Here is a 23,158-nt window from a genome sequence, read left to right as displayed (position 1 = left end):
CTTGGAGAGTCGTGATGGATGATGAAGATAACAAATGCGATTGTCCGCCACCTGGCCTCCCGTTATGGATGGGGACATTCGCAGATTTGATGTCGCTGCTGATGTGTTTCTTTGTTCTTCTGCTCTCGTTTTCTGAGATGGATGTACTGAAGTTCAAACAAATTGCAGGATCAATGAAATTTGCCTTCGGTGTGCAAAATCAGCTTGAAGTGAAAGACATTCCCAAAGGCACCAGCATTATTGCCCAAGAGTTTCGACCGGGTAGGCCGGAACCTACTCCGATTGATGTTATCATGCAGCAAACCATGGACATCACTCAGCAGACGCTCGAATTCCATGAAGGAGAGTCTGATCGAGCTGGTGGCACAAAACGTGATGAAGGCAAGTTAACGGGTGGGCAATCGCCAGAAACGTCAACTCAAAACAATGAGTCTGCCGAAGCGGACATGCAACAACAGCAATCTAAAGAGATGTCGCAAGAGATGGAAACCTTGATGGAAAGCATCAAGAAAGCCTTAGAGCGAGAGATTGAACAAGGCGCCATTGAAGTTGAAAACCTCGGTCAGCAGATTGTTATACGTATGCGTGAAAAAGGTGCATTCCCAGAAGGTTCGGCCTTCTTGCAGCCTAAGTTTCGTCCTTTAGTTCGTCAGATTGCAGAGCTAGTAAAAGACGTGCCAGGCATTGTTCGAGTATCTGGCCATACAGACAATCGACCGCTAGACTCGGAACTTTATCGTTCTAACTGGGATCTCTCTTCTCAGCGTGCAGTATCAGTCGCGCAAGAGATGGAGAAAGTGAGAGGCTTCTCTCATCAACGTTTGAGAGTGCGGGGTATGGCGGATACGGAGCCCTTGTTACCGAATGATTCTGATGAAAATCGTGCGCTTAACCGACGGGTTGAAATCAGCATTATGCAAGGCGAGCCTCTCTACAGTGAAGAAGTGCCAGTAATTCAATAACTAGGCTTTAGTTTTAAGTCAGTAAAGAGATAAGAAAGCGAGCAGATTGCTCGCTTTTTTTGTTTTTCCAATCCGCTTGGGTGTATAATCTTGCGCCTTAAAAGTGAGCTCAGACTACTTTTTGTGACTGAAACGCGGTTTTACTGCGTATGAAGTATTGAAGTTGAGTGTCACTCTTTGTTGATTGCGAAACTAACCTGCGAATTAGACTATGAAATTTATTGTAAAGCCCCATCCAGAAATTTTTGTAAAAAGTGAATCTGTGCGTAAGCGCTTCACAAAGATTTTAGAGTGCAACATTCGTAACATCATTAAGAGCCGCACGGAGTCTGTCGCGGTATTTAACCGTCGTGATCACATTGAAGTGACCTCTGAGAGTAACGAATTCCACGCTGAAGTTCTTGAGGTTTTGACTCATACACCAGGTATTCACCACGTACTGGAAGTGAAGCAAACTGAATTTAAAGACTTGCACGATATCTTCGAGCAAGTACTAGAACTCAACCGTGCTGCACTCGAAAATAAAACCTTTGTTGTACGTGCGAAGCGTCGCGGCAAGCATGACTTTACCTCCATTGAACTAGAGCGTTATGTAGGCGGTGGTTTAAATCAAGCGATTGAAAGCGCTAGTGTTAAGCTACGAAACCCAGACGTGACGATCAAGGTAGAAGTCTCGAACGACAAGCTAAACCAAGTATTGTCTCGTCATAAAGGCCTAGGTGGTTTCCCTCTGGGTACGCAAGAAGACGTGTTAAGCCTGATCTCGGGTGGTTTCGATTCTGGTGTTTCAAGCTATCTTCATATCAAGCGTGGTTCAAAAGTACATTACTGCTTCTTTAACTTAGGTGGTCCAGCACACGAAATCGGCGTTAAGCAGGTTTCTCACTACCTATGGAACAAATACGGTTCTTCAGCAAAAGTACGTTTTATCTCAGTTGATTTCGAGCCTGTGGTTGCGGAAATCCTAGAGAAAGTCGATGACGGCCAAATGGGCGTGATCTTGAAGCGTATGTTTATGCGTGCAGCAGGCATGATCGCTCAGAAGATGAAGATCGAAGCATTGGTAACAGGTGAAGCACTAGGTCAAGTATCGAGCCAAACGCTAACCAATCTACGCCACATCGATAACGTAACTGACACGCTGATTCTGCGTCCACTTATCAACTGGGATAAAGAAGACATCATCAATCTAGCACGTGAAATCGGCACAGAAGATTTCGCAAAGACAATGCCAGAATACTGTGGTGTTATCTCTAAGAAGCCAACCGTGAAAGCGGTGAAAGGCAAGCTAGAAGCTGAAGAAGAGAAATTCGACTTCAGTATCCTTGAGCAAGTGGTTCAAGAAGCTCGCATGATGGACATTCGTGATATCGCGAAAGAGTCTGAGCAAGCCGCACCAGAAGTAGAGCAAGTTCAAGCGGTAGAAGAGCACGCGGTTGTGCTAGATATTCGTAGTCCTGAAGAGGAAGACGATAACCCACTTGAAATCGAAGGTGTGGATGTGAAACATATCCCTTTCTACAAGCTGGGTACACAGTTTGGTGACTTAGACCAGTCTAAGACATACCTACTTTACTGTGACCGCGGTGTGATGAGCCGTCTGCAAGCGCTTTACTTGCAAGAGCAAGGCTTCAGCAACGTAAAAGTTTACCGTCCATAGCTGACTGTTAAAATACGTTAAAAGGCGCAAATTGAGACATCAATTTGCGCCTTTTTTGTTTTTGATCGCGTTACAGACAACCATTACTTAGCATAATGTTGAGGCTCATCGCAAAGCCATACACTTTGTGTTGATATAACGATAATTAATCCGAAAGAAGAGTAATAAAGTGATATTGCTGCCAGATATGCGGATGAGATTTTTGATAGATAAAAAAACACCGCCTAATTTAGGCGGTGTAACAAATTTGACAGACAGGTCAAAAATAAATACAGGAAGTATATGTTTTGTCACAGGGAGTGTGGACAAAACATTATGGTAGAAATCTACCTAACTCGAAATACGAGTTTGCAAACACAACATCGCAACAACGAAGCCAATTGATTTCCAAAGAAATCAAGCCGTTCAGGCCCGTGTTGCGGGGTGAAATATAGAATTTATCTGGCTGTTCGACAACGGACATTTTATAATGTTTCAGATTAAAAAAACTAATCCTATTAGAGGTCCCATATGTCTCGCAGATTGCCTCCATTAAATTCGCTTCGAGTCTTCGAAGCGGCTGCTCGTCATCTCAGTTTTACACGAGCAGCAGAAGAGTTATTTGTTACTCAAGCCGCGGTCAGTCACCAGATTAAAGCGCTTGAAGAGTTCTTATCATTGAAGCTCTTCCGTCGACGTAATCGTTCTTTGTTGTTAACAGAAGAAGGCCAAAGTTACTTTCTCGATATCAAAGATATTTTCACCTCGATTGCGGAAGCGACAGATAAGGTGTTGGAACGTAGCGAAAAAGGGGCATTGACGATTAGCCTACCGCCGAGTTTTGCTATCCAATGGCTTGTACCTCGTTTGGCCGATTTTAATGCTCAAGAGCCCGATATCGATGTACGTATTAAAGCCGTAGATATGGATGAAGGCTCACTGACTGATGATGTTGATGTGGCGATCTACTATGGCCGTGGGAACTGGCCAGGTTTGCGAGCAGATAAATTGTACCAAGAGTTTTTGATCCCACTTTGTTCACCTTCATTACTTTTGGGTAACAAACCATTAGAATCTTTAAGTGACCTCAAATTACATACTTTGTTACACGATACTTCGCGTAAAGACTGGAAGCAGTTTGCTCGTCATTACAACATTGAAGGCATCAACGTAAACCACGGTCCTATTTTTAGTCACTCAACGATGGTGCTACAGGCTGCTGCGCACGGTCAGGGGGTCGCGCTCGGTAACAACGTACTCGCCAAACCTGAAATGGAAGCCGGGCGACTCATTGCACCATTCGACGAGGTGTTGATATCTAAGAATGCATTCTATGTGGTGTGTCATGAACAGCAGGCAGATATGGGCCGAATCGCAACGTTTAGAGATTGGATGTTAGCAACCGCGAGAAAAGAACAAGAGGAAGTATTGGATGAATCACTGGATAGCTGAGGGACCTGAAAACGGACCGCTGTTTATTTTTGCTCACGGCGCAGGTGCGGGGATGGAGCATGACTTCATGACAGCGGTCGCCAAAGGATTAGTGGAGCAAGGTATTCGTGTAGTGCGTTTTAATTTCCCTTACATGGTGAAACGTTCGGAAGATGGCAAAAAGCGTCCGCCCGATCGAGCGCCAAAGTTGCTCGAAGCATACAGCGAAGTGATCGCTCACTTTACTTCTTCTCCCGTGGTTATTGGTGGTAAGTCAATGGGCGGTCGTATGTCGAGCTTGTTGGCTGAAAATGAGCTGGTGGCGGGCATTGCCTGTTTAGGGTTTCCATTTCACCCGCCGGGAAAGCCAGAGAAATACAAAGGCGAGCACTTAGCAACCATTGAGAAACCTACGCTGATTCTGCAAGGGGAACGAGACACCTTTGGTAAGCGTGAGGAATTCGATGATTTCGTCCTTTCGTCACAAGTAACGGTGAGCTTTTTACCTGATGGTGACCACAGCTTCAAACCGCGCAAGATCTCAGGTCATACTGAAGTGGGTAACATTGCACTCGTGATAGAGCAGTTAGCGGCGTTTATAAAAGAGGTGTACAGTGAAAAGTAAGTGGTTACTCTCATTCTCTGGTTTTTCTGGGCTGCTTTCGGTCGCTCTTGGAGCATTTGCTGCTCATGGGCTAAAAGCGACACTGGCCCCTTATTTGCTCGGTGTATTTGAGACCGGAGTTCTGTATCAATTTATTCACACGTTGGCGATTGTGTTTTGTGCCATTCTGCTTCTGCTCAATTTGGGACAAAAAGCACAAAAATATTTTTTCATTGCGGCGATTTGCTTTATTATCGGCATCTTTTGTTTTAGCGGCAGTCTTTACGCGCTGGCGCTGACGGGCATTAAGTGGTTTGGGCCAATTACTCCTGTGGGAGGATTACTGTTCATGATTGGTTGGTGTCTGTTCTTTTTTGCTGCGTTCAATATCAAAGAGGTCTCCAAGTGAAACAACTAATGCTCTATTGCCGTTCTGGCTTTGAGAAAGAGTGTGCTGGTGAAATTCAGGACAAAGCGACACAGTTGGAAGTGTATGGCTTCCCTCGTGTGAAGAGAAACTCAGGTTATGTTGTCTTCGAGTGTTACCAAGATGGAGATGCCGACAAACTTGCGAGAGGTTTAGACTTTAAGTCTTTAATTTTTGCTCGACAAATGTTTGCGGTAGCAGCTGAGTTTCAATCGTTGCCAAGTGATGACCGAATTAGTCCAATTTTGAATGAACTAGCAGACATCGAAGCATTCCCTCGTTGTGGTGATTTGAGAATTGAAACGCCAGATACAAATGAAGCGAAAGAGTTACTGAAATTCTGCCGTAAGTTTACCGTCCCAATGCGTCAAGCGTTGCGCGGCAAAGGCTTAATGCTGAACAAAGATAACGCGAAAAAACCAGTACTGCACATTTGCTTTGTTGAGCCTGGCCACTGTTACGTTGGTTACTCTTACACTGACAACAACTCACAGTTCTTCATGGGTATCCCTCGCCTTAAATTCCCAGCAGACGCTCCAAGTCGTTCAACACTTAAACTGGAAGAAGCATTTCATGTCTTTATTCCACGTGAAGAGTGGGATGAGCGTTTGGCACCAGGTATGTGGGGTGTGGATTTAGGTGCATGTCCAGGCGGTTGGACGTACCAATTAGTGAAGCGCTCAATGTTCGTTCACTGCGTTGATAACGGCATGATGGCAGACAGTTTGATGGAAACTGGCCAGATCAAGCACCATATGGTGGATGGTTTTAAGTTCGAACCAGACCGCAAGAACGTAACATGGATTGTTTGTGACATGGTGGAAAAGCCAGCTCGTGTTGCTCACCTGATGGGACAGTGGCTGTTAAAAGGTTGGGCAAAAGAGGCCATCTTTAACCTTAAGCTGCCAATGAAAGGGCGTTATGACGAAGTGCTGCAAGACCTTGAAAATCTCAAGCAGTTCCTCATTGATAATAAGGTAAAGTTCAAGCTACAAGCTAAACATTTGTATCATGATCGTGAAGAGATCACGATTCATATCCAATGTCTGTCGAATATTTCACCTTACTAACTTGATTCCCTGAGTCTTTTGGGGATAGTGATTAGGATAGAAAAAGCGCCTTCAAATGGCGCTTTTTTAATATCTGAGGGTTTCATGGTGTGAAACTACCATCGGGCACTACTCCGCTTTGTTTGGCCCTAAAAAGCGAATATCTTGCAAGTTAAAGCCTAGTTCGATATCGCACTTTAAAGCGGCGACGCGTTTACATAAACGAGCAGACTCAATGTGCTCATCCAATTTTTTACGGTATTTCGGTACGAGATCTTCACTAGCGTAGGCAGCTTCAATACTCTCAAACTGAGTGAGAATCTCTTTCGCTGCTTTCGGGCCAATTCCAGGTACGCCCGGAACCTGGCTAGAGCTTATCCCTGTTAATCCCCAGTAATCCGCTAGTTGACTTGGTTTTACGCCGAACTCTCTTTCGATAAATGGTTCATCTAACCAACGATGTTGGAAATAATCACGGATTTGTAGGGTAGGGGAAAGTAGCTGGCAGTAACCTTTGTCTGTGGAAACGATGGTGACTTTTTCACCATGGCTGGCCACTTTCGTTGCGAGTGTAGCAACCAAATCATCTGCTTCATCGCCTTCAGACAGCAATGAATCAATACCTTGCTCCCACCACGCTTGTTGAATCGCATCTAACCCTTGCAGTAATGGCTGAGGCATTGGTTTTCGGTTTTGCTTATAGTCAGGGAGAATTTCAGCGCGCCAACCTCTGTCTTGTTCGTGGTGATCAAAAACCGCGATGATGTGTGTCGGGTTGGCCTCTGACAGAATGCGAGTGAGGGTTCTTTGCGTTGTGCTTATGGTTCTTGCTATGTCGGTTGGATCTGGTTGTGCTGAGTGCACTCGGCGGATCAGGTTTAGGGCATCAATGATAACAAGATGAATAGACATAATGACTTAGCAATAAAAAAGGGGCGTAATGCCCCTAGTGTAACGAATGCTAGCCTGACTATCGACCACCAATTTCCGGGTGAGCGATTCGATAACACGGTTCGTAGTCTGAACCGCCAGGTAATTTCATTCGGTGCTGTTCGACAAAGTCTTTTAGCAACTTATCGAGTTTTTTCATGAGGACTACGTCGCCATGAATGGTGAAAGGCCCTCTACGTTCTATTTCTCGAATACCTTCAGCCTTTACGTTACCTGCAACTATGCCAGAGAAGGCTTGACGCAAGTTGGCCGCTAAAACTTGCGGTTCTTGATCTAGGCTTAAATCCAATTGTTCCATCGACTCATGAGTAGGTTCAAATGGCAGTTGGAAGTTTGGCTCAATTTTCAATGACCAGTTAAAGCTGTACGCATCGCCTTTCTCTTTTCGGTGAAGGCGTACCGAGTCCATGGAGCGTTTCATAATACGAGCGACTTCTGCCGGGTCGTCAATGATGATCTCGTAGTGCTTTTGCCCTTCCTCACCAAGTGTGTCGCGAATGAACTCATCAATAGAGCGGAAGTACTCTTCACTCTCTTTTGGTCCTGTTAATACGATAGGCATTGGCTGATCGGCGTTATCCGGGTGCATCATGATGCCAAGAATGTACAGTAGCTCTTCCGCTGTGCCCGGGCCACCTGGGAAAATAACGATACCATGAGCCATACGGACGAAAGCTTCCAAGCGCTTTTCGATGTCGGGCATGATGACCAGTTCATTTACTATTGGGTTTGGTGGCTCGGCAGCAATAATCGAGGGTTCGGTTAAACCAAGATAACGTTGCTGAGTATAACGTTGCTTTGCGTGCCCAATTGCTGCACCTTTCATCGGCCCTTCCATTGCACCAGGGCCGCAACCTGTGCAGATGTTAAGTTCACGCAGGCCTAGCTCGTTACCCACTTCACGTGTGTACTGATACTCCACTCCATTGATAGAGTGACCACCCCAACATACGACAAGATTCGGTGCGATACCCGGAGTTAATGCTCTGGCATTACGAAGAATGCCGAACACGAGGTTCGTAATGTGAATTGGGTTAGTAAGGTTGAGCCGTTGGGCGTCTGCCAAATGCATGTTTACGTAAACGATATCACGCAATACGGAGAACAGATGCTCTTGGATACCTTTAATTATTTCGCCGTCAACAAAAGCGTGCTCTGGCGGATTAGTCAGCTCAAGCTTAATACCACGCTCACGACGCATGACGTTGACATCAAACGATTGGTATTTATCGAGCAGTTCTTTCGAGTTATCGGTATGGCTACCGGAGTTCAACACCGCTAATGTGCAATTACGGTACAGCTGATAAAGTTCACTCGAGGCTGTGTTCTTTAAGCGCTCTACTTCTAGTTGAGATAGCAAGTCCATGCTACCAGCGGGGCTTATATGGGTAATCATAACGCCTCCTTGTGTTGCATTAATTTGAGGGAAAGTACCAACTTACCTTTTTGGTGTTATACGTATGATTTGATGAAAGGTAGTTGGCCGATTTGGTTTTATGGTTATCAACTCCCAAGCAACCTCAAGATGATACATTTGCCTTTTATAAATACATCATCTTGAAGTGACTTGGGTTTTTACAGCTTAGCAGACTAAAAGGGAAGAAATGTGATAACTCGTTGAAAATGGGTGGTTATAAAGCGTAGATTGCACCAAATTTGGTTTATTTGCTCGCTTTTTGTACGAATCTTAGCTCCAGTTAAGCTGGTTTGTTCCACGTTTTTTAGCGTCCGCAAGCATCTTGCCAAGACGATCGAGCACATACTCTGGCGTATCGGACTCTTTGAAAGACGTCGATACAGCAGCTAAGGTAATCATGATATTTTGCTCACGGAACTTAAAGGGTAATTGGCTAATATCACGCTGGATATGCTTAATCAGATCCAGTGTGTATTCTTCAGATTGTTCCGGGACGAGTAGAATAAACTCCTCGCCACCAAAGCGAGCTACTGTTTCCGTTTCTGATACGCGCTTGTTAATAGTACGAGCGATGATCTTCAGCGCTTTATCGCCAGCCGTATAACCATAGCTATCATTCACCGCTTTGAAGTTGTCTACATCAAATAGCACAACACGAAGGTTTTGCTGAGAGCGAATCCAACGGCGATACTCTAGCTCTAGTCGATCGTTAAATGCAGTGCGGTTATAAACTTTAGTCAGCGGGTCGAGCAACATACGCTGAGCTTGGTCATCTAAGCGTCGACGATAATCTTGCGTAGTTTCAAATACCGCTTCGAGTTGGTTCTTACTGTAACTCAACCGTTCTTGCAGCGCTTGCTCTCGCTCTTCCGTCATTTTCAGTCGCTCTGTCAGCGACGCCATTTTTTCGAGAAGAGGCGTGATTTCTTTTTTCACAACCGCGATATCTTGAGCTTGATTAAGTGACTTTTGGCTTAATTCAACCAAGCTGTTCATTTCTGTGTTGAGCTCTTGGCGGTGTTCAAAGTAGGTATGATGCTGGTCGACGTTCTGATGAACGGTTTTTAGGTTACTTGCGAGAGAAGTGTTCAGCTGATCAAGGAATTGGCTAGACGCCTCGCGCTCGAACTTTGTTGCTTCGACAACCAATTTCAGCGTTGAGAGCGTAAGCTCAATGAGAGACTCGGCACTCACGCCAAGGAGCAACTTAGCGCGAATATCCAGCAATCTATCGCCTGATTCTCCTTCGAAATCCAGCTCTGTAATAGTATGTTGGAGGTCGCTGGCTAAGCACTCAAGCTGAGATCTGTCGGGATTGTTTTCAAATTCACTAAGATGTAGACGTGAATTAGACGTGATGATTTTCAGAGCGCGTTCGTAAATACTCAGTAGCTTAGTGGCTTGATCAGCTTTATTGCTGGCGTGAACTTCAGAGAAACTCATCAGGTTCCGTAGTTCACGTTTTAACTGCGCAGGTAAGCCAGTGACACGTTGCAGTGTTTCACCACTGTGCTTGATTTGTTCGTCAAGGTAACCGTTCTGTTTATCCATCGTCTTCGACTGCTGTTTGAGCATCCTCTCTAATACCGCTAAACGCGGGATAAGAGTGCTGATATCTTTTTGATGTTGCAGCTCTTGTTGGATTTCAAATAGGTAGTTGGATACCTGAGTATTCGAACCCTGGCAAGCTGAAGACAATGATGCCACAACGCGTTTAAGAACTTGTTGTTCACGTTTGAATTTGAGTGAAGTATCACGATGAGTCAGTCTGAGTTGGTCAAGTTGACAACTCAGCTGATGCAGCTGCGACTGAATATCGGATTCCAAGATTCCCATGAAGTGACTACGGTTAAGTCCATGTACTACTGACAATTATCTGATAATAACAAAAAACTTTATAGCGTCATTAGTTATTACGTTCAACAGGCGTTTAATTATCCATTTTTTAATATTTTCTTGATGTCGTCCTCATTCTTGTAGGACGAATGGATCTTGATCAGGCCTTGGCTAATGGCATGTTGACAGGCAGTTCTTATGTTACCTGTTGCAAAGCTAGCAGCAGGCGCATTATCGATGGCTTTTAAGAACACCCAGTGGCTTTGCTTATCCTTCAAGCTGACTTCTCGTGCGATGTGAGTCGCAAGCAACAACAGATCGAGTAATTCCTCATCGTTAATTGCAGTGTAGGCTCGGGGTAAGAACGGATAATCGCTGATGCCCATACGAATAATACGATTGACGTTGTGTTGCTGAGCGAACTCATTCACCCAAGTCTGGAATTTTTCGAACATGACTTCGGCAGAAGCATCACGGTCAGCGTTCGGTTCAATGTAGAGTAAGTTCGCATCTGAAAAATGGTAAAGACGCGACGGTTTTTCTATTTTTTCCGCAAGGAAGTCGCCAAATGCCCGTTCTAGTTCTAGACCTGCCTTATAGCCGTTATGGACGTACATGCTTCGTAAGAATGGCAAATCGATCATAACAAAGCGTAGGCGATCATTAAGTGGTTCGTGGATCAATTCACCCATTTGCCATTGCTCGAAAGTTTCGCTCGACTTTTTCAATGAGCGAGAAAGCTTAACATTCAGCATACGCAAGTTACGTAAACGAGAGCGAGAGTGGGTGAAGAGGTCGTTACGCAGTTTTTCGATTTCACTTGCTTGGCGCTGCATAATGACACCACGGCGCATAATGAACAAAAACATGACCAAGACAGTAATAAACAATGCAAATGAGATTTTCTGGAATTTACGATGCTCTCTTTCCACTTGCTCTAAGCGTTCTGATTGACCGATGTAATGGATGGTTTGTTCGGCAAATTCTTTTTGCTGACGGAACGCATCCTCACTGATTTGGTTAAGCTGCTTTTGTTCTAGACGAACGAGGTTGGTGTATTTTTTATAAGCTTGCAGAGAAAGTTTGTATTCGCCTGCCTGCTCGTAACCCAACCCAAGTAAACGGTATGACTGCTGCTTAATGAAGTTGTTATTTTCAGGTGACTTTTCAGCAAGCGCTAACGCCAGCTTAGCATTAGTAATGACGTCTTTACTGTCATTTTGATGATAAGCCAGACCTGACTGAAGCAGGGCAGCCTTTGCTTCAAGCTTAGGAATATTGGTGTATTCTAAAAGCTCTTTAGAGCGGTCTAAGTACTGCTCTGCTAGCGCGTAGTTATAGAGTTGTAGGTAGGTAGCCGCCAAGCTTAAGCGAATTTTAATGATTCTATTGATGTTCTTACTGGTACTTTCATGGTCAAGCACGTTGAAGTAATGCACTAATGCAAGGTTAAACTTACCCTGATAAAAGTAGATGTCGCCCATTTGCTCTAGGACGTCCGCTAGGATCGGAGAGCTAGGGTAAGAGTCATAAAAATCTGCGGCTTGAGATAAGTATTCGATCGCTTTGTCGTACACTCGTCGCTCCTGGAAGAGCCTAGCCAAAAGGCGATTCACTTTTGCTAATCTTGCACCACTGTTACTTTCAATAGATTGCCAATAACCGTATAGCAGTTCTGACAAAGCCAAATTGTACTTCTTGCTATTGAGGTAAAACTCGCCGACGGCAGTGTAGTAGTCGATCAAGGCTAACTCAGAGCGGCTATCGTCAAGCATGGTCTTTGCTTCAGAGTAAAAGTTTTCCGCTTTAATGATATCGCCACTATGTGAAGCGAGGAGTGCTCTTTGCATCACTAGTCGGTAGCGAACGCTGTCGGTGCGTTGTAATACGGCATCGGCTTCATCGAGCTGTTGTTCAATTTGGTTAAGCGTGTCTTCCGCTTTTGAGTAGTTTTCGTCGTACATCCAAATCATTTGGTTGCGCATCAGCTGGAGATCTAAGTCCATGTACGGCAATTGATATTCTTGCGCTAAGCGTTCCGCTTTATTTAGGTGCTCGATAGCCGAACGAACATTACCCATGGCGTAATCTGCCTGAGCGATAATCTTGTGCGCTTCGATGGTGCTGCTTGGTGTGCGAACGCTACGATCTGTTTCGTCGCGAGACATGGCTGAAGGGCTGTCACTTTCTTTGCGTTCTGTTAGCTCACGCTGTGACAAATAGTTGGTTGCCGCTTGTTTTGCTTGTGATGGCTCTATTTCCGCCAATTGTTGTGCTTCGTTGAGTAACGCGGACGATAAAATGGTTGCATGAAGTGGCTGTACAAACAGCAAGCAAAGAAAGCCAATCAACTTGAATAGACGCGAACTGTCCCAAAACATCCTTTCGTTCCCTCGAACTGTTTTTAGATATTGCGATAACGGCGAAAAGCCTCAATTAGCCGTTTAAATGCGGGTTGAAGCCATTTGGTATAGTAACATGCTTGGACAATAAAAACGTCCGGCAACCCTTTAGATTGCCGAACTTATTTCTGTTGCCTATGCGCTTACTGACGAGCCATACGGTGATTGTGAGCTGGCTTATCTTGTTCCGTTGAGCGGTAAGGGTTGATATCCAAGCCACCACGGCGCGTATAGCGGGCAAATACGGTCAGTTTGCTTGGTTGGCAGTATTTCATTAGATCCGTAAAAATACGCTCTACACACTGTTCGTGGAACTCATTGTGCTCGCGGAAAGACACTAAGTAACGTAACAGCTTCTCACGATCTATTTTTGCGCCTTGGTAGCGAATTTCTACACTGCCCCAGTCGGGTTGGTTAGTGATCAAACAGTTTGATTTCAATAGGTGGCTATGTAGCACCTCTTCAACTTGTACTTCACCTGCCGCACCTTCAAGTAAATCGGCATCAAAATCGTAACTGGTGATGTCAATGTCTTGGTCATCTATACATTCACCGTCCATTGTCACAATAGGTTGATTGGTATAGTGGGTCACTGGATTCACCTCAACCAGCACCTTTTCACCTGCGCATTCAGACAGGTCTTGTGTTAAACGCTCAGTCACTTCTTCCCAGCTTGCAAAGCGGGTTTGGTTGTAGCTGTTTAAGTACAGTTTGAAAGACTTCGATTCAATCAAGTTTGCACTGGTGGCTGGAATGTATACTTCGCCAACGGCCACTTGTGGTAAACCTTTACTATTTAACCAAGACAGTTCATACAGCGTCCAAATGTCGTGCCCCATAAAAGGCAGAGTATCGCCTAACTGAAGGTCATCTCGGTTCAGGCTGCGAGGGACTGGTTGCAGCAAGCTTGGGTCATACTGGTTCGCATACTCGGTCGTTTTACCTAGTGTTAGGCCAGCAAGCTCTTTAGCGTCAGAATATTTGCTCATACTTTGTGGTCGTTTTCGATTAGAATGGCGAGAATTTTACTGAATCCGCTGGTCAATTGCCATCCGGCAAGTACGGCTATCTGATAAATAAGGAATGAGGAGACCTTCATGACCCAAAACGTTACTCAGGCGCTACAAGAGTTCAGCCTGCGCTACCAACAAGCTTGGCAAGCTAAGCACAATGAGTTGCCAAGCAGTGAAGAGCTTGCAGAGCTTGTTTCTCCTTGTGTCGAAGAGAAGCGTGATGGAAAGGTGCTTTGGAAATCGGTCGCACGTGATGAAATGGCCGATTTCACCAATGTGGAAAATGCGATTGAGTTGTCACTGCAAGATGATGTTAAAGCCTTTTATGGTTCTCAATACTGCGCCGATATGGAGGCAATTTGGCAAGGTAATTCGTTGACGCTGCTGCAAGTGTGGAGCGATGACGATTTCGTGCGTCTACAAGAAAATATTCTTGGTCATTTGGTGACGCAGCGCCGCTTGAAACTTAAACCAACAGTATTTATCGCAGCGACAGATGAGGAAATGGATGTGATTTCTATTTGTAACCTCACTGGCAATGTGATTCTAGAGCGTTTGGGCACCTCTAAACGTGATGTATTGGCAGATTCATTGGTTGAGTTCTTGAATAAGTTAGAGGCTGCCGTCTAAGTATGTATGTTGTTGAGTTGCAGTTTGAGTGTTTTGATAACACCACCGTCAGCGCGGTAGACAAAGCCATTAATGGCTTGATGGATGCTCTGCGTTACAACGGCCAAGTATTAGGTCGTGAATTCCCGATAGTGATGGGAGAAGGTGAATTTTTCGTTCGTGTTGTTTGCCCAGAACAAGACAGCTTGCATCCACGTTATCACTCAGATTTCGTCAAAGTGTGCATGAACCGTTTGTCGGATGCGTCTTTGCTTGCTCCGAAAATGCGTATGCTGGGGCGTGATTTGAATTCAGAACAAGCAGCCGAAGAAGAGACACCTAGCTGGCAAGTGTTGTACACGACTTATGTTCATACGTGTTCGCCTTTGCGAAGTGGTGAAACCCTGTTGCCAATTCCTTTGTATCGTAATGAGCCAACACTTAATGGAGACCATAAAGCCGTCATTAAGTGGCAGACTGAGTGGCAAGCGTGTGATGAAATCCAAATGGCAGGGGGTTGCCGAGCGGAACATGCGGCGCTGCACGAAATTTGCGATGTGGATAGTGTGCTGTTTCGCCGAGGTTGGGACTTACGTGGCCGTATCGAATACATCACGAAGATCCCTACGTACTATTACCAGTATCGTGTCGGAGGTCAGTCGCTGGAGAGCGAGAAAGCGCGCAAGTGTCCAAAATGCGATGGCGAGTGGCTACTCGATGAGCCACTACATGACATATTTCATTTTAAGTGTGATGACTGCCGAATCGTGTCGAATATCTCTTGGGACCACCTTAAGTAGCGAATTGAAGCTACTTAAATGGGTAGATGACAAATAGAAAGGGCTGATGTTTTCACATCAGCCCTTTTGTGTTTAGAACGTTTATGTTTAGAACGTTGTTTTCAGTCATGTTTTGAAAAGTGGGATTACCAACCTTTCACAACACCGCCTTTGAACAGCTCTTTTGCCGCTTCGTAAACTTCTTCCGTTTGGTAAGCTTTTACAAAGTTTTGTACGTTTTGCGCATTAACATTTTCTTCGCGAGCGACAATTAGGTTTACGTATGGTGAGTCTTTATCTTCAACGAACACGCCGTCACGCTCTGGCGATAGGTCGATAGAGCTTGCGTAAGTGGTGTTGATGATAGATAGCGTTACGTCATCCAGTGAACGTGGAAGCTGTGGGGCTTCTAGTTCAATGATTTCGATATTTTTAGGGTTGCCTACGATGTCACGTACTGTAGCGAGTAGACCAACGCCATCACGTAGCGTAATCAAACCTTGTTGCTCAAGAAGCAGTAGTGAGCGACCTAGGTTAGTTGGGTCGTTTGGTACTGCGATGCGTGCGCCATCTTGAATTTCATCAATTGATTTTACTTGCTTTGAGTAACCAGCAATAGGGTAAACGAATGAGTTACCCGCGATAGCCAGTTTGTAGCCGCGGTCTTTCACTTGTTGGTCTAGGTATGGTTTGTGCTGGAACGCATTCGCGTCTACTGAACCATCATCCAGAGCGGCGTTTGGTGTTACGTAATCGGTAAATGTTACTAGCTCAACGTCTAGGTTGTATTTCTCTTTTGCTACTTTAGCGGCAACTTCGGCTACTTGTGCTTCAGCACCAGCAATAACGCCAACTTTTACTTTGTTTACGTCTACTTCTTTGTCGCCGCAACCCGCTAGAGCAAGAGCAGAGGCGGCCGTTGCTACAGTCAAAAGACCTTTAAGGCTAAATTTCATCTTTATCTCCTTATAATTTGTATTTTTGATGCTTATCTGTGGTCTACACGGCGCACCACTGCGTCGCCGATAGACTGAATAATCTGTACTAGAACAATCAACATCACGACAGTCACGGCCATGATAGTTACATCGTAGCGGTGGAAACCGTAACGAATGGCTACGTCGCCTAGGCCGCCGCCGCCTACCGTACCCGCCATAGCTGAGTAGCTAACGAGAGTGACCAAGGTAATCGTTACTGAGTTAACAATAGTCGGCATTGCTTCAGGTAGTAGAACTTTTGTGATGATCTGTGTTGGTGTCGCCCCCATTGACTGCGCTGCTTCCACCAAGCCTGTCGGTACTTCTAATAAAGCACCTTCAATAAGACGAGCGACAAAAGGAATGGCGCCAATAGTCAGTGGGACGATTGCTGCGGTTGTGCCGATAAAGGTTCCAACTAGCATTTTTGTCACTGGAATAATCGCTACCATCAGTACGAGGAATGGCACTGAGCGACCAATGTTAACGATAGCGCCTAAGCCGCTATTTAGTTTGGTGTTTTCAAGTAGGCCGCCTTTCTTAGTAATATGGAGGATTACGCCTAATGGAATACCCACAGCAAAGCCGACTAATCCGGCAACCGCAACCATGTAAAGCGTTTCCCACGTTGCACCTAAAAGTAGTTTGCTGTTTAAACTCAGCCATTCAGAAATCGTATTAAAGGACATAACCAAGTACCTCTACTTTTACGTTGTGCTTACGCAGGTATTCAAGAGCTGCGTTGTCATCTTCTTCGTTACCAAATAGCTCTGCGACCATCATGCCGAATTTCACGCCACCAGCGTAATCAAGGTCGGAACTCAAAATACTCACATCAATATTGTATTTACGAGAAATTTGCGACATTAACGGTGCATCGACGGTTGCGCCAGTAAACTCTAAGCGAACCAACGGGTAGCTGCCATCAACACGCTCTGCTTGCAGACGTGCTTGGTAATCTTCAGGAATGGAAAGATCCAGCGTTGAGCGAATGAATTGGTGCGCTAGCTCTGTCTTAGGGTGCGCAAAAATATCGCCAACGGTGCCTTTTTCCACCAGCTCACCACCACCGATGATTGCTACTTCGTGACAGATACTTTTTACGACTTCCATTTCGTGAGTGATAAGTAAAATCGTGATGTTGAGTTTGCGGTTGATCTCTTTCAATAACTCAAGGATAGATTGAGTTGTTGCCGGGTCTAGTGCACTAGTGGCCTCATCACAAAGCAGCACGCTAGGATCGGATGCCAATGCACGAGCAATTGCCACACGCTGTTTTTGTCCGCCACTTAAGTTAGATGGGTAGCTCTCGTGTTTGTCGGCTAAGCCTACAAGCTTTAGCAACTCAGTTACTTTTGTTGTGATTTGCGATTTGTCTTTACCTGCCAGTTCTAGGGGTAATGCCACATTATCAAACACAGTACGAGACGAAAGCAGGTTAAAGTGCTGGAAGATCATGCCAATGTTACGGCGTGTTTCGACTAGTTGTTTTTTACTGAGTTTGGTTAGATCTACACCATCAACGATGATGGAACCAGAGGTCGGTGCTTCTAGCATGTTGACACAGCGAATCAGCGTACTTTTACCAGCACCTGATGAACCGATAACACCAAAGATGGTGCCTTTGTCGATGTGTAGGTTAATGTCTTTCAGGGCAAGGATTTCCTTACTGCCTTGGTAGAACACTTTATTGACGTTTTTTATTTCTATCATGTTTCAACCTGCCCAAAGATACGGGGAACTTCGCTGTCAAAAACGGCCTTTGACAGAACTTAATGTTGAGCTTTATCTCAATTTTCAGTTGATGCTATGGGTTAAGCAGAATGAAGTCAATAGATATTTTTACGTCTAGACGTCTAAATGTATGGATGTTCTGTTTTGAAACGAAGATGTATAGATAACAAGCAGGAGGTAGACGGCAGGGCACCCTCAGATTTACCGATTCTTGCCCAACAAATCAACCGTTTTGTCGAGGCCAAGAATGAATTAGATAGTGTTGAAGTTTATAAGGTATGTAATAATCTGATTAAACCGAGTTAATAGAGAAATACGTTTTGGCAAAACCTGCTGTTTTTATCGATCGTGATGGCGTGATAAACGTTGACCACGGCTACGTTCATGACGAACATGATTTTGAGTACATTGATGGTGTATTTGAAGCGACGAAAGCGCTAAAAGATAAAGGCTACCTTCTAGTGTTAGTGACGAATCAATCGGGCATCGCACGCGGTAAATTCAGTGAAGACCGTTTCTTGTCTCTGACTCAATGGATGGATTGGAACTTTGCTGATAAAGGTGTTGAGTTCGATGGTATCTATTACTGTCCACATCATCCAGAACATGGCATTGGCGAGTACAAGCAAGATTGTGAGTGCCGTAAGCCAAAACCAGGCATGTTCATTTCTGCGCGTGACTTCTTGAAGATCGACATGGAGAAATCTGTGATGATCGGCGATAAAGCTGAAGACATGATGGCAGCAGAAGCGGCAGGCGTTGGCACTAAGATTTTGGTTCGCACTGGTAAGCCAGTAACGGAACAGGGCGAAGCCATTGCAACGGTAGTATTAGATAGCATTGCAGATGTGCCTGCGTACTTAAACAAGTAATCTTCATTACTGACTGAGATAAGGGAAGCCACTGCTTCCCTTTTGTTTGATTCCTTCTTTTAATCTGAACACTTATGAGCAAAAAACTCACCATTCTTGATATCGCAAAATTGGCAGGCGTGGGCAAATCAACAGTAAGCCGTGTGCTTACTAACGATCCCAAGGTAAAACCGCAAACGCGTGAGAAGGTAGAGCAAATCATTCGTGAATCAGGCTACGTCCCATCAAAGTCGGCGCAGTCGATGCGTGGTGGCAGCCAAAAAGTCATTGGGGTTATCATCTCCCGTTTAGACTCACCATCAGAAAATCGCGCCGTTGGTACCATGCTCAATGCTTTGTATTCCGCTGGTTATGATGCGGTGATCATGGAAAGCCAATTCGATCGCGATAAAACCAATGAGCATTTGGATGTGCTTAAACGTCGCAACGTCGATGGGGTGATCGTGTTTGGCTTTACTGGATGTGATGAGCGAGCATTGGCGGAGTGGGGGAATCGTATCGTCGTGATCGCGATGGACACGCAAATGGTTTCCTCGATCAACTACGATAACCAAGGTGTGATAGACATGGCTTTGTCTCACCTTGAGCAGCAATCTTTATCTCGCATTGCTTATATTGGTGTTGATCCTGAAGACAAAACCACTGGCTTAGCTCGTCTAAATGCTTATAAAGCTTGGTGTCAACGCAAGCAAATTGCACCTTGTTTCCAAACGGGTAAGTTGAGCCATGAAAGTGCTTATCAGTTGGTAGACAAAGTCCTTCAATCTGATACTCAGGCCATCGTGTGCGCCAGTGACACTATCGCGTTGGGCGTGATTAAGCGTCTTCAAGAGTTAGGACGTGAAGACGTGGTTGTGACAGGTGTTGGTGGTAATGAATTGCTCTCTTTCCTTTTCCCTAAAGTATTTAGTGTCGACCCAGGTTATACCCTTGCAGGTGAGAAGTCCGCTAACATGCTGATCAATCAATTAAATGGCGATGAGGAAGTGGTTCACTTTACTCAACAGCCTATCGTTTGTTAATCCACACTAAAACGATCTGCTCTAAAATTATACTGTGATCATTCTCAATTAATGGGACTGTTCCCATTTTGTTTTTTGTCTTCGAATGGCAATATTAAAATTAAGAAATGGGAATGTTCCCATTTATAAAAACAAAATGATGAATCGAATGTATCCAATACAGGGTGGACAAAGTTATGAGTAAGATTGCGCGTCAAGATGTACAGCGTCTTATTGAGCTGGTCGGGGGATCGGACAATATTGCCAGTGTAAGCCACTGCTTAACTCGCTTGCGTTTCGTGTTGAATGACACTGACAAAGCCGATACAAAACAGTTAGATGCACTGCCTATGGTGAAGGGCTGCTTTACCAACGCAGGTCAATTTCAGGTCGTCATCGGCACTGAAGTTGATGAAGTTTACAAAGTACTGATCGAGCTAAGCGGCAAAAGTGAATCGAGCAAAGATGAATCTAAGAACGCTGCTCGTCAAAACATGAACATCGTTGAGCGTGGTATTTCCCACCTTGCTGAAATCTTTGTACCACTGCTACCTGCGATCATCACCGGTGGTCTGATTCTTGGCTTCCGTAACGTGATTGGCGACATCAAGATGTTTGATGGTCAAACGCTAACGGAAATCAGCCAGTTTTGGGCAACGGTACACTCTTTCCTATGGCTAATTGGTGAAGCAATCTTCTTCTTCCTACCAGTTGGCGTGTGTTGGTCGACAGTGAAAAAACTCGGCGGTACTCCGATTTTGGGTATCACATTGGGTGTCACGCTGGTTTCGCCACAGTTAATGAACGCCTACCTAATTGGTAAGCAAGTACCCGAAGTGTGGGATTTTGGCTTATTCGCCATCGAGAAAGTGGGCTACCAAGCGCAAGTGATTCCGGCAATGCTCGCTGGTATGGCACTGGCGTTTATTGAAACCAACTTAAAACGCATCATTCCGTCTTACCTTTACCTAGTGGTTGTGCCGTTTGTCTCTATCATTGTGTCTGTGATTCTTGCGCACTCTATCATTGGCCCATTCGGTCGTATGTTGGGTGATGGTGTTGCTTTCGCAGCAAAAGCAGCCATGACAGGTGACTTCGCAATGATTGGCTCAACCATCTTCGGCTTCCTATACGCGCCATTGGTCATTACTGGTATTCACCACACCACCAACGCGGTTGACCTTCAATTAATGCAAGAGCTAGGCGGCACGCCAATTTGGCCTCTGATTGCGCTTTCAAATATTGCTCAAGCGTCTGCGGTCGTCGGCATCATTATCATCAGTAAAAAACATGGCGAGCGTGATATCTCAGTACCTGCGGCTATCTCTGCTTACCTTGGTGTGACCGAGCCGGCGATGTACGGCATCAACTTGAAATACAAGTTCCCAATGCTGAGCGCGATGATCGGTAGTGCGTGTGCTGCTGCTATTTGTGGTAGTGCGGGCGTAATGGCGAACGGTATCGGTGTGGGCGGTTTGCCGGGCATCTTGTCTATCCAACCGCAGTTCTGGGGCATTTTTGCTTTGGCTATGTTAGTCGCAATGCTAGTACCTGCTGCATTAACGTTAATTCTTTATAAGCGTGCACAAGCCAAAGGTGAGCTTGAGCCTGCAAACGCGTAATTCTATTTGAGGCAGTGACTTGGCTGCCTCCTCCTATTTTTCTTTTCAAATTTTAAGTTTCCGATTACTGGTAAGTGAGTGTTAGAAATGGCTATGACCAAGCATGATGAGAGCTGGTGGAAAACCGCAACCATCTATCAAATTTACCCAAAAAGCTTTTGTGACAGTGGCAGTAAAGGCACGGGCGACATCAAAGGGATCATTTCTAAGCTGGATTATCTTAAGCATCTTGGTGTGGATGCGATTTGGCTGACGCCGGTTTACCAATCACCAATGATCGACAACGGTTATGACATATCCGATTACTACTCGATCAACCCTGAGTTCGGCACTATGGAAGATTTCGATACTTTGCTAGCAGAAGCGCATCAGTTGGGCATTCGTATTATCATGGACATTGTAGTGAACCACACGTCGACAGAACACAAGTGGTTCCAATCCGCACTGGGTGATAAAAACAGCCCATACCGTGATTACTACATTTGGAAAGATCCGGTAGATGGTGTAGAACCAAACAACTGGCAATCTAAGTTTGGTGGTAACGCTTGGGCGCTGGATGAAAAAACAGGCCAGTACTATTTGCACCTTTTTGCTAAAGAGCAAGCGGACTTAAACTGGGAAAACCCAGTAGTGCGTGAAGAAGTGAAAGAAGTCATCAGCTTCTGGGCAGACAAAGGTGTCGATGGTTTCCGTCTCGACGTTATCAACCTGATTTCCAAGCAGCAAGATTTTCCAAGTGACGATATTGGTGATGGTCGTCGTTTCTACACGGATGGTCCACGTGTGCACGAATACCTTCAAGAGATTAGCGAATCTGTGTTTCAAAAATACGGCAGCGTGACGGTGGGTGAAATGTCTTCCACTACGCTAGAGCACTGCCAGCAATATTCTTCGCTAGACGGCAAAGAGCTATCCATGGTGTTCAACTTCCATCATCTGAAAGTCGATTATCCAAATGGTGAAAAATGGACCAAAGCGCCGTTTGATTTCATTCAGTTAAAACAGATCTTCAATCATTGGCAAACGGGCTTAAATGGCAAAGGGTGGGGGGCGCTGTTCTGGTGTAACCACGACCAGCCACGCGTTGTGAGCCGATTAGGTAACGACGAGCAATACCGTGTTGAATCTGCCAAGATGCTTGCGGCATCAGTGCACATGATGCAAGGCACACCTTATGTTTACCAGGGGGAAGAGATCGGCATGACCAACCCGGGTTATACCGAAATCAGCCAATATCGTGATGTTGAAAGTACTAACATGTACGACATCATGGTCAACCGTGATGGTGTATCTCATGACGATATGATGGCGATCTTGGCACAGAAGTCGCGTGATAACTCACGTACACCAATGCAATGGAACAGTGCAAAACACGCGGGCTTTACTGAGGGAACGCCGTGGCTTGAAGTGGCGCAGAATTACTCTGAAATCAATGCTGAAGCTGCGGTTGCCGATTTGAACTCGGTGTTCTACTTTTACAAGCGTCTGATTGAACTGCGTAAACAGGTTCCAGTCATCACCGATGGCCGTTACGAGGACCTGCTGCCAGAGCACAAACGTATTTTCGCTTACGCTCGTCAGAACGATAAGCAAACGCTTTTGTGTATCAATAACTACTACGCTGAAGAGGTGGAATGCGTTCTGCCAGAACGTTTTGATATGAGTAAGGCGAAAAACTTGCTATCTAACTATCAAAACTCAGCGAGCGCAGTCGCGTCAAACCATCAAGTGTTACGACCTTACGAAACTCGTATTTTATTGATAGAAGAATAAACTCGGGTGTCATCACCCCTAAGATTGATGTTCGAGATGAAGGCTTTGGTGTGCTCCCCA

General features: G+C 45.2%; 20 protein-coding genes. 12 read left to right on the top strand and 8 right to left on the bottom strand.

The annotated features are described in order from the left end of the window. Positions 1-14 precede the first annotated feature (14 nt). From R7P64_RS17940 to rlmM, 6 genes are all read left to right on the top strand, one after another. Entirely contained in the window at positions 15-962 is a 948-nt protein-coding gene (locus tag R7P64_RS17940; protein ID WP_042521210.1) for a flagellar motor protein MotB, read from the top strand. A 211-nt stretch (positions 963-1,173) separates the two neighbouring features. Then, positions 1,174-2,622: a tRNA uracil 4-sulfurtransferase ThiI gene (gene thiI / locus R7P64_RS17935; protein WP_005383617.1), complete on the top strand. Its 1,449-nt coding sequence runs from the start codon at positions 1,174-1,176 to the stop codon at positions 2,620-2,622. Positions 2,623-3,132: 510 nt separating this feature from the next. After that, entirely contained in the window at positions 3,133-4,053 is a 921-nt protein-coding gene (locus R7P64_RS17930; protein WP_005383616.1) for a transcriptional regulator GcvA, read from the top strand. Then, positions 4,034-4,657: an alpha/beta fold hydrolase gene (locus tag R7P64_RS17925; protein WP_154204797.1), complete on the top strand. Its 624-nt coding sequence runs from the start codon at positions 4,034-4,036 to the stop codon at positions 4,655-4,657. Before R7P64_RS17930 ends, R7P64_RS17925 begins: the two co-directional genes overlap by 20 nt. Beyond that, positions 4,647-5,045 (top strand): DUF423 domain-containing protein, encoded by a 399-nt coding sequence (locus R7P64_RS17920; protein ID WP_154204796.1) that lies wholly within the window; start codon positions 4,647-4,649, stop codon positions 5,043-5,045. The genes R7P64_RS17925 and R7P64_RS17920 overlap by 11 nt, the downstream gene beginning before the upstream one ends. After that, entirely contained in the window at positions 5,042-6,133 is a 1,092-nt protein-coding gene (rlmM, locus tag R7P64_RS17915) for a 23S rRNA (cytidine(2498)-2'-O)-methyltransferase RlmM (protein WP_017820611.1), read from the top strand. The genes R7P64_RS17920 and rlmM overlap by 4 nt, the downstream gene beginning before the upstream one ends. 108 nt (positions 6,134-6,241) lie before the next feature. On the opposite strand, the gene xni is transcribed toward rlmM, so the two are convergent. From xni to queF, 5 genes are all read right to left on the bottom strand, one after another. Next, positions 6,242-7,024: a flap endonuclease Xni gene (gene xni / locus R7P64_RS17910; RefSeq protein ID WP_213969055.1), complete on the bottom strand. Its 783-nt coding sequence runs from the start codon at positions 7,022-7,024 to the stop codon at positions 6,242-6,244. 58 nt (positions 7,025-7,082) lie between these two features. Next, entirely contained in the window at positions 7,083-8,459 is a 1,377-nt protein-coding gene (gene ppnN, locus R7P64_RS17905; RefSeq protein WP_318123782.1) for a nucleotide 5'-monophosphate nucleosidase PpnN, read from the bottom strand. Between the two features lie 291 nt (positions 8,460-8,750). Then, entirely contained in the window at positions 8,751-10,316 is a 1,566-nt protein-coding gene (locus tag R7P64_RS17900; protein ID WP_005381978.1) for a sensor domain-containing diguanylate cyclase, read from the bottom strand. A gap of 98 nt (positions 10,317-10,414) precedes the next feature. Continuing rightward, positions 10,415-12,697: a tetratricopeptide repeat protein gene (locus R7P64_RS17895; protein ID WP_318119027.1), complete on the bottom strand. Its 2,283-nt coding sequence runs from the start codon at positions 12,695-12,697 to the stop codon at positions 10,415-10,417. A gap of 164 nt (positions 12,698-12,861) precedes the next feature. Beyond that, positions 12,862-13,707, bottom strand: coding sequence for an NADPH-dependent 7-cyano-7-deazaguanine reductase QueF (gene queF, locus R7P64_RS17890; protein WP_213886769.1), 846 nt, complete (start codon positions 13,705-13,707; stop codon positions 12,862-12,864). Between the two features lie 108 nt (positions 13,708-13,815). Between queF and syd the strand changes: the two genes are divergently transcribed. Beyond that, entirely contained in the window at positions 13,816-14,361 is a 546-nt protein-coding gene (gene syd / locus R7P64_RS17885; RefSeq protein ID WP_318119029.1) for a SecY-interacting protein, read from the top strand. 2 nt (positions 14,362-14,363) lie between these two features. Continuing rightward, positions 14,364-15,140, top strand: coding sequence for a Zn-ribbon-containing protein (locus R7P64_RS17880; protein WP_005383605.1), 777 nt, complete (start codon positions 14,364-14,366; stop codon positions 15,138-15,140). 125 nt (positions 15,141-15,265) lie between these two features. Here the strand turns inward: R7P64_RS17880 and R7P64_RS17875 are convergent, their stop codons facing one another. Genes R7P64_RS17875 through metN form a run of 3 tightly spaced genes read right to left on the bottom strand, consistent with a single transcriptional unit; the run spans position 15,266 to position 17,809 of the window. Beyond that, positions 15,266-16,075, bottom strand: coding sequence for a MetQ/NlpA family lipoprotein (locus R7P64_RS17875; protein WP_005381966.1), 810 nt, complete (start codon positions 16,073-16,075; stop codon positions 15,266-15,268). A 32-nt stretch (positions 16,076-16,107) separates the two neighbouring features. Beyond that, positions 16,108-16,785 carry a methionine ABC transporter permease gene (locus R7P64_RS17870; RefSeq protein ID WP_005383604.1) on the bottom strand — a complete coding sequence of 226 codons (678 nt, stop codon included), beginning with the start codon at positions 16,783-16,785 and terminating at the stop codon, positions 16,108-16,110. Further along, on the bottom strand, positions 16,775-17,809 hold the full coding sequence (gene metN / locus R7P64_RS17865; protein ID WP_005381962.1) for a methionine ABC transporter ATP-binding protein MetN: 1,035 nt from the start codon (positions 17,807-17,809) through the stop codon (positions 16,775-16,777). The genes R7P64_RS17870 and metN overlap by 11 nt, the downstream gene beginning before the upstream one ends. Positions 17,810-18,150: 341 nt before the next feature. Here metN and gmhB point away from each other — a divergent pair, with 341 nt between their 5' ends. From gmhB to treC, 4 genes are all read left to right on the top strand, one after another. Next, complete coding sequence (gmhB, locus tag R7P64_RS17860; RefSeq protein ID WP_054729997.1) at positions 18,151-18,702, top strand: D-glycero-beta-D-manno-heptose 1,7-bisphosphate 7-phosphatase; 552 nt, start codon at positions 18,151-18,153, stop codon at positions 18,700-18,702. 74 nt (positions 18,703-18,776) lie between these two features. Continuing rightward, a complete protein-coding gene (treR, locus tag R7P64_RS17855; protein WP_005381960.1) occupies positions 18,777-19,724 on the top strand; it encodes a trehalose operon repressor TreR in 948 nt (315 codons plus the stop codon). Between the two features lie 176 nt (positions 19,725-19,900). Continuing rightward, the gene (gene treB / locus R7P64_RS17850; RefSeq protein ID WP_054729996.1) at positions 19,901-21,325 is read left to right on the top strand and encodes a PTS trehalose transporter subunit IIBC; all 1,425 of its coding nucleotides are present in this window, start codon (positions 19,901-19,903) and stop codon (positions 21,323-21,325) included. An 87-nt stretch (positions 21,326-21,412) separates the two neighbouring features. Next, entirely contained in the window at positions 21,413-23,098 is a 1,686-nt protein-coding gene (gene treC / locus R7P64_RS17845) for an alpha,alpha-phosphotrehalase (protein WP_191116343.1), read from the top strand. The last annotated feature ends 60 nt before the right edge of the window (positions 23,099-23,158 follow it).

This window comes from Vibrio sp. 2304 (assembly GCF_033339475.1).
GTDB classification, from domain to species: domain Bacteria; phylum Pseudomonadota; class Gammaproteobacteria; order Enterobacterales; family Vibrionaceae; genus Vibrio; species Vibrio alginolyticus.
Note: the sequence above shows the minus strand (reverse complement) of the source record. Positions and strands in the feature narration are given on the sequence as shown.